We start from the raw sequence: 482 nt of genomic DNA, 5'->3' as shown, positions 1-482 counted from the left end.
GTGTATCGCCGATGCCGTCGCTCGATCTGCGGCGGCCGGCGGGAAAACCATTGATCTCATCTGACACCACCGTGATCACATATCCGTTATAGAAACTAGGAGTCCGACATGTCCATGAATATCGGGGCCTACACCGCCTGTCTCCATAACTACTATTTCGCCGAGGCGCTTGGCATCCTTAAAACCAACGGATTGACCGGCGCTGAGGTCAATGTCGGCGGATTCATTCCCTCGCCTCATTGTCCAGTCGATACGCTCATGGCCTCTCAGACCGCCCGCGAGGACTACCTGGGCATATTCGAGGATAAAGAAATGCGGCTGGCGGGCCTGAACACGTCTGACAATCCGCTCAGTCCGTTGCCTGATGTCGGTCTGCGGCACGCATACGACTTGCGACGGGCGATCGAGTTGGCCGGAAAGCTGGGTGTCACGGATCTCGTCTGTATGTCAGGCACGCCAGGATCAGATCGCCATGCTAAGTA

At 56.6% G+C, this 482-nt stretch carries 1 pseudogene; it reads left to right on the top strand.

From position 1 onward, the window contains the following. Nucleotides 1-108: 108 nt before the first annotated feature. Nucleotides 109-482 (top strand): annotated as a pseudogene (locus J5M57_RS28260) (sugar phosphate isomerase/epimerase); the annotation flags it as partial.

The sequence above is a fragment of the Pseudomonas sp. 86_A genome, from assembly GCF_017491705.1.
GTDB lineage: Bacteria > Pseudomonadota > Gammaproteobacteria > Pseudomonadales > Pseudomonadaceae > Aquipseudomonas > Aquipseudomonas koreensis.
Note: the sequence above shows the minus strand (reverse complement) of the source record. Positions and strands in the feature narration are given on the sequence as shown.